Source organism: Bradyrhizobium oropedii (assembly GCF_020889685.1).
Lineage (GTDB): Bacteria > Pseudomonadota > Alphaproteobacteria > Rhizobiales > Xanthobacteraceae > Bradyrhizobium > Bradyrhizobium oropedii.
On record NZ_JACMYO010000306.1, the window covers coordinates 1 to 6,301 of the forward strand.

The 6,301-nt window shown below is 63.7% G+C and carries 8 protein-coding genes and 1 pseudogene; 4 read left to right on the forward strand and 5 right to left on the reverse strand.

Features of this window, described 5'->3' with window-relative positions; all coding sequences use genetic code 11:
* From H8A95_RS41070 to H8A95_RS41080, 3 genes are all read left to right on the forward strand, one after another.
* The coding region (locus tag H8A95_RS41070; protein ID WP_233287407.1) for a sn-glycerol-3-phosphate import ATP-binding protein UgpC at nucleotides 1-1,056 on the forward strand (1,056 nt) is incomplete at its 5' end.
* Nucleotides 1,057-1,226: 170 nt separating this feature from the next.
* Nucleotides 1,227-1,652, forward strand: a complete 426-nt coding sequence (locus H8A95_RS41075) for an Hsp20 family protein (protein ID WP_229188186.1) — start codon at nucleotides 1,227-1,229, stop codon at nucleotides 1,650-1,652.
* A gap of 50 nt (nucleotides 1,653-1,702) precedes the next feature.
* Nucleotides 1,703-1,969, forward strand: coding sequence for a BQ00720 family protein (locus H8A95_RS41080; RefSeq protein ID WP_229188187.1), 267 nt, complete (start codon nucleotides 1,703-1,705; stop codon nucleotides 1,967-1,969).
* 103 nt (nucleotides 1,970-2,072) lie between these two features.
* Here the strand turns inward: H8A95_RS41080 and H8A95_RS41085 are convergent, their stop codons facing one another.
* Both H8A95_RS41085 and H8A95_RS41090 read right to left on the reverse strand, forming a co-directional pair.
* Nucleotides 2,073-3,404, reverse strand: a complete 1,332-nt coding sequence (locus H8A95_RS41085; RefSeq protein WP_229168469.1) for an MFS transporter — start codon at nucleotides 3,402-3,404, stop codon at nucleotides 2,073-2,075.
* A 337-nt stretch (nucleotides 3,405-3,741) separates the two neighbouring features.
* Nucleotides 3,742-4,089 carry a DUF6665 family protein gene (locus H8A95_RS41090; protein ID WP_229188188.1) on the reverse strand — a complete coding sequence of 116 codons (348 nt, stop codon included), beginning with the start codon at nucleotides 4,087-4,089 and terminating at the stop codon, nucleotides 3,742-3,744.
* A 262-nt stretch (nucleotides 4,090-4,351) separates the two neighbouring features.
* Here H8A95_RS41090 and H8A95_RS41095 point away from each other — a divergent pair.
* Nucleotides 4,352-4,908, forward strand: a pseudogene (locus tag H8A95_RS41095) (cytochrome P460 family protein).
* A gap of 50 nt (nucleotides 4,909-4,958) precedes the next feature.
* On the opposite strand, the gene H8A95_RS41100 reads toward H8A95_RS41095, so the two are convergent.
* From H8A95_RS41100 to H8A95_RS41110, 3 genes are all read right to left on the reverse strand, one after another.
* Nucleotides 4,959-5,159 (reverse strand): hypothetical protein, encoded by a 201-nt coding sequence (locus tag H8A95_RS41100; RefSeq protein WP_229188189.1) that lies wholly within the window; start codon nucleotides 5,157-5,159, stop codon nucleotides 4,959-4,961.
* Between the two features lie 41 nt (nucleotides 5,160-5,200).
* Nucleotides 5,201-5,443, reverse strand: coding sequence for a hypothetical protein (locus H8A95_RS41105; RefSeq protein WP_171947927.1), 243 nt, complete (start codon nucleotides 5,441-5,443; stop codon nucleotides 5,201-5,203).
* Nucleotides 5,444-5,635: 192 nt separating this feature from the next.
* Nucleotides 5,636-5,887, reverse strand: a complete 252-nt coding sequence (locus H8A95_RS41110; RefSeq protein WP_229188190.1) for a type VI secretion protein — start codon at nucleotides 5,885-5,887, stop codon at nucleotides 5,636-5,638.
* Between the last annotated feature and the right edge of the window lie 414 nt (nucleotides 5,888-6,301).

Here is a 6,301-nt window from a genome sequence, read left to right on the forward strand (position 1 = left end):
CGCAAGACCTATCCCGGCGGCTTCGAAGCCATCAAGGGCGTCGATGTCGACGTCGGCGACGGCCAGTTCTGCGTGCTGGTCGGACCAAGCGGCTGTGGCAAGTCCACGCTGCTGCGCATGGTTGCGGGGCTCGAGACCATCACCGGCGGCGAGATCGACATCGGCGGCCGCGTCGTCAACCAGGTCGAGCCCGCCGATCGCGACATCGCGATGGTGTTCCAGAACTACGCGCTCTACCCGCATATGAGCGTCTACAACAACATGGCCTACGGCCTGCGCAACCGCGGCATGGCCGAGGCCGAGATCAGGACCCGGGTCGAGGAAGCCGCGCGCGTCCTCGAGCTCTCGCCGATGCTGGAGCGCAAGCCGCGCCAGCTCTCCGGCGGCCAGCGCCAGCGCGTCGCGATGGGACGCGCCATCGTGCGCCAGCCGAAAGTGTTCCTGTTCGACGAGCCGCTGTCGAACCTCGACGCCAAGCTGCGCATCGCGATGCGGGTCGAGATCCGCAAGCTGCAGCGCCGGCTCAACACCACCTCGATCTACGTCACCCACGACCAGCTCGAGGCGATGACGCTGGCCGACATCCTGGTGGTCATGAATGGCGGCCAGGTCGAGCAGATCGGCAATCCCTTGGATATCTACCAGAAGCCGGCGACCACCTTCGTCGCCTCCTTCATCGGCGCGCCGCCGATGAACCTGATGCCGCTGCGCTCGGACGAGCTGACCTCCCAGATCGCGGCCGCCGGCGGCGCCGGCATTGTCGGGATCCGGCCGGAGGACTTCGTCATCACCAGCGAGGCCGCATCCGGCGGCGTCGCGCTCGGGCTGACGGTCGAGGCGATCGAGCATGTCGGCGCCGAGACCTTCGTCTACGGCAGCCGCCAGCGCGAGGAACAGGGCGTTGCCGCCAATCCGGGTGAGCTGCCGCCGGGCGAGGTGATCGTCCGGGTTCCCGGCGCCACCGGCCCTGCCATCGGCGAGCGGATCCGGGCGGTCGCCCCCCGCGACAAACTGCACCTTTTTACCGCCGACGGCCGCAACCGCGTCGGTCAATAACCAATCGGGAACGATTGGGGCCATGCTGCGCGGCATTTTCGCTGGTTTCAGAGGCGCTTGAACGCTATCGAGATCACTCCCATATTGGCTTGTAACCGACGGGCAAGCGGCCCGCCGGTTGCATGGGGTGCCGCAAGGGCCCCTCAAAGTCGCTTCGAGAGGACTTTGTAATGTCACGTGTTCCATCGTTGTCCAGTCCGTTCCTTCTGGGATTCGACGAAATCGAGCGTGCGCTCGATCGCGTCGTGAAGGGCGCTGACGGCTATCCTCCGTACAATATCGAGCGGTGCGACCGGTCCAACGGGCAGCCTGAGCGGCTCCGCATCACGCTGGCGGTGGCGGGCTTCACCCGCGACCAACTCGATGTAACTACTGAGGAAAATCAGCTCGTCATCCGCGGCCGCCAGCAGGACGACAAGGCTCGGCAATACATCCATCGCGGCATTGCCGCGCGCCACTTCCAGCGCACCTTCGTGCTGGCGGAGGGGATGCAGGTGCTGGGCGCGGATCTGAAGAACGGGCTGTTGTCGATCGACCTGGCCAGGCCAGAACCTGAACGGGTCATTAAGACAATCGCTATCAATGAGCACGAATAATAGAAACCAGGAGCGGACTCGACCGCTTATCTGACTGAGGAGTCGAGACCATGAGTGAAGCAAGTGTGATCTACCAATCCGACAGCGTCACGCCGGAAGCGCTGGCTCATCTGGGCGAGGGCCATATCGCCTATGTGAAGCAGGTCCGTTCCGAGGACGTACCAGATCTCTTTCCGCAGGCGCCGAAGATCGCGCCGGGCCTCAAGCTGTTCGCACTGCACTCCGCCGACGGCACGCCGATCATGCTGACAGACAGCCGCGAAGCCGCGATCGCGAACGCCTGGAGCAACGAGTTGCAGGCCGTCAGCGTGCACTAGCGCACGGCTGATTCAGCATCCGCGAGTTCAATGCGCGGGCATGCCTCGACACCGATCGAGGCGGCCCGCGCATTTTTTTGCGGACCTCGTTTGGATCATTCGATCAGGGCCTGTCGTGCTCCTCGGAAATGTCCTTGTTTGTGTAGTCGGGCATCATGGCGGTCGCGACAATGCTGACCACCGCGCAGAACAGGATGTAGAGCGCGATCACGTAGCCGGAACCGGTGGCGGCCAGCAGCGCGGTGGCGATCAACGGTGCCGGTCCGCCTGATATGACCGAGGAGAGCTGGTAGCCGATCGAACAGCCGCTGTAGCGCAGCCGCGGCGTGAAGCATTCGGCGATCAGCGCCGCTTGCGGACCATACATCAGGTCGTGCGGCACGAATGACAGCACGATGGCGATAAAGATCAGCGCCGGCGCCGCCGTGTTCAGCAGGCCGAAATAGGCGAAGCCGAACAGCCCGGTCAGGACCGAGCCGATCAGATACATCCGCTTGCGCCCGATGCGATCCGACAGGTGCCCGGCCAGCGGGATGGTGACGAGCGAGACGAGGCCGGCACAGATCAGGCAGATCAGCAGGAAGTCGCGGTCTTGATGGATGACCTGGGTGCCGTAGGCGAACACAAAGGCGAGATAGATGTAGGCCGGCGCCTGTTCGGCCATCCGCGCCAGCGCCGCGAGAATGATCGACCGCGGCTGGCGCTTGATCACCTCGATCACCGGGACTCGCGCGACGCGATTCTCGGCCACGATCCGCCGGAACGTCGGCGTCTCCATGATGCCGAGCCGGATGTAGAGCCCGATCGCGATCATCACGAGGCTGAGCAGGAACGGGATGCGCCAGCCCCAGACCAGGAACTGGTCGCCGGAGATTCGGCTGAACACCAGCACCGCGACATTTGCCAGCAGCAACCCGGCGGGACCGCCGAGCTGCGGCCACGAGGTGATGAAGCCGCGGTGCTGGTTGGTTCGCGCCCACTCCATCGAGAGCAGCACCGAGCCACCCCACTCACCGCCGACGCCCACACCCTGGATGAAGCGGATGACGGTCAGGATGACGGCACCCCAGATGCCGATCTGGTCATAGGTGGGGACGAGGCCGACCGCCGCGGTGGCGATCCCGGTCAACAGCAGCGTCGCGATCAGCGTCGCCTTGCGGCCGATGCGATCGCCATAGTGGCCGAAGATCGCGGCACCGATCGGCCGCGCGATGAAGCCCACCGTGTAGATGGCGAATGCCTCCAGCACGCCAACCAGGGGATCGGACTTGGGAAAGAACAGCTTGCCGAAGACCAGGCCGGTCACCGTGCTGTAGAGCAGAAAGTCGTACCATTCGATGGTGGTGCCCACCGTGCTGGCAATCAACGCGCGACGCAATTGCGCATGATGCTCGGCTTCCGGGAGCGGGGCGACTGCAATGTCCAATGTCGTCATTGTACATCTCCCTGGCCCGACATGTTCGAGCCATCTGGAATGCGTTTCGTCCCCCGTCCACGGCAGTGGACGGTGGTATCGATGACCGATTGTTTGTTTGGTTGGGGCAGGGCCGCAAATGCGCGGGGCGTGCCCATGCAGGCCTAAAGGAAGCCGGCCCTGGATCGCGCGCGGCCTAACCGATCGCCATCGCGGGAGTACGACATCCCTTCATGACACGGTCTTGCACTCCGAAATCTAGTCCTTCGGTCCGCCCGGTAAATTCGACCTTGGTCTGTGGCACCCGCCGTCGGACTTCTCGTCGACCACTGCTGCAGCGCGGCGGCGGTCCGCGCCTTTATGGCGATGCGGTCGATGCGACGAGCAGCGGCCCCATGCAGTGCTGCACTTCGCCGGGCACATTGTAGGTGCGCATGATCGCGCGGCTGTCGCGCATGCCGCAGGCTTCCCGCTGCACCACGAACATCCAGAGCGCATGGCCGGCTTCCCGCACCAGGATGCGCCGTGCCTGTTGGGCGGATGCCGGTGCTTCAGCGCGCGGATGGACAACATCGAACTCGCGCAGCTTGGCGAGAGCCTGCTCCAGCGCGCGACCCATCCGTCCGAGTGCGGAGGCTTTCTCCTCGGCGAGCTCGTAAGCGAGAACGTCGACGGGAGTGCGATGGAAGCGAAAGTCGAGGGACATCGGTTATCCCCTGGGGTCGCATGCACGACGATGCGCCCTGAGTCTTCTGGCGCGATGCGACGGTTGTCAATAGGCGCTCACGCCAGTGCTTCGGGCCGCGGACCATGGCAGCGCCCCCATTTCGCTCCGCGCCATTCCATGCTGTAATTCGTTCCCTTGACCAACGGTCCGCGCAGTCCTGAGCCTCGAAGAAGGCAACGCGATAAGAGGAATTTCCAGCAAGAGATGATCCGCCGCCAAATCGATTGAGGGAGATGCGACCATGCAGAAGAGCTCGCTGATCAATCTCGTTGCTTCGGTGTCGATTTCCGTCCTCGCGACTGGTGTCGCGATTTCCGCGCAGGACAAATACAGTCTGCAAGTGCCCGGTGGGCTCGCGTTCTCCGAGTTCAGGGGATACGAGGACTGGCCGGTGATCGCGATCAGCGAGAACGAAGGCGTCATCGCCGTGATCCTGGGCAATCCGGCGATGATCGGCGCCTATCGGGAGGGCATCCCCGGCAATGGCAAGCCGTTCCCGGACGGTGCCAAGATGGCGAAGATTCACTGGATCCCGAAAAAGCAGGAAGGGTATCCCGGTCAGCCGACGGTGCCGGCGCCCAACACGACGTCGACTTCATGCTGAAGGACAGCAAGCGGTTCGCGGATAGCGGCGGATGGGGATACGGCGCGTTCGAGTATGACGCGGCGTCGGATGTGTTCAGGCCGGCCACCACGGCGGACAATCCGCCACAGGAGAACGACGCGAAGTGCGGCTATGCCTGCCACACCGTGGTGCAGAACCGCGATTACGTTTTCACCGAATACGGCAAGAGGTGAACGCCGATCGCGCGAGTTGGCGCTCCGTTAGCCGCGCGCGGTTTCCGGCTTCAGTCCCTTGCTGAAACGGAGTCCTCCGCGCTGATGGCGCGGTCCAGGGCTTCGACCAGCGCCTGCACCTCGACGAACTTGCTGCGGGCCCGCTCCGCCTTGTCACGATCGAACGGAGCGGCCAGCACTTTCGCATGCGCGTCCCTGTCCTCGATCATGCGATCGCGGGCCTTCTTCAGCGTTTCAAGTCGCTCACCCATCTGGGTCCTCCGTACATACCTGCTCACTCGCAACCCGGGACTCAGCCGAAATTGGCCGGAAGCTCACCCTTCCGAAAGAAGACCATGGGCTCATCATCATAGTCGCCCATTTCGGGGTCGCCGGTGGACGAGAATGCAACGACGGCGAGCTTGCTCAACGCCAGGCGCTCTGCCGTTCGCAGCGCGCCATTTGCCGTCTTGCAGACGATTGGAGAGTCGGGCTTCAGATGCCCACCCTTGCCGGCGTTGAATGCCTGCACGACGTAGGTCGTTTCGCGGGCCATGAAGGCTCCTTTGTGCTACCAAGAGACGCGGTTGACGCCAGCGGCAGCGAACGCCGCACGCAGCGTTTATCGTCACAACGGGCACGGAAGTCTTGATCGCGGAGAAGCTGGAAGCGTGTCGGACAGCGCATATGGCGAAATGATGGATCGCCCTCGCTGTCGCCCGCTCCCATGCGCGCCTGGTCGCAGATCTCAGCAGCCGCGACAGATATTCTTCAGCTTCGCCGCAACGCGGGCATCTTCCGCGATCAACGGGTCCTTGTATTCGGATCGCGGCGCGTTGTTATCGATGGCCGGAGCCTTCTTGACCGTCGGAGGGAACGCGGCATCGTAGCAGGCGAGACGACCGACCGTGCCTTCGATCTTGTGGCAGGCCGGTTCTGCGGCGAACGCGCCCTGCGCAAGCAGGGTGGCCGCAACCGCGGCGAATAGCAGCGTTTTCATACAGGTGCCTTTCCGGTCGATCATCACGCTGAGCATTTCATGATTTTGGCTGTGCGCCGACTGCGCGCTTGCGCGTTGCCGGTCGCATCAAGCGTCCGCCTGGCGTGGCCAAACGCTGGCGCTGCCGAATTCATCGTTGAGGCGCCTTATCCATGCAAGACGGCGGCAGCGGCCACCAGGAGCAGAAGAAACAGGGGAACGATCACCGGCGGCACGATCCAATCGGCCAGACGAAATCCAGACACGTATGCTCCTCATCTTTTGGCGGGAGCCCTACGTTACCCTCAGTCACCGGTGGATGCCGTGGATGGGCGGTGATGACGCGACTCTACGCTCAAAGCCGGCGAATAGCGAGCGTTTAAACCCGATGCGGCAACAGCGTCAGGTCCACAGCGTCACCATCAAGCGCCGCCC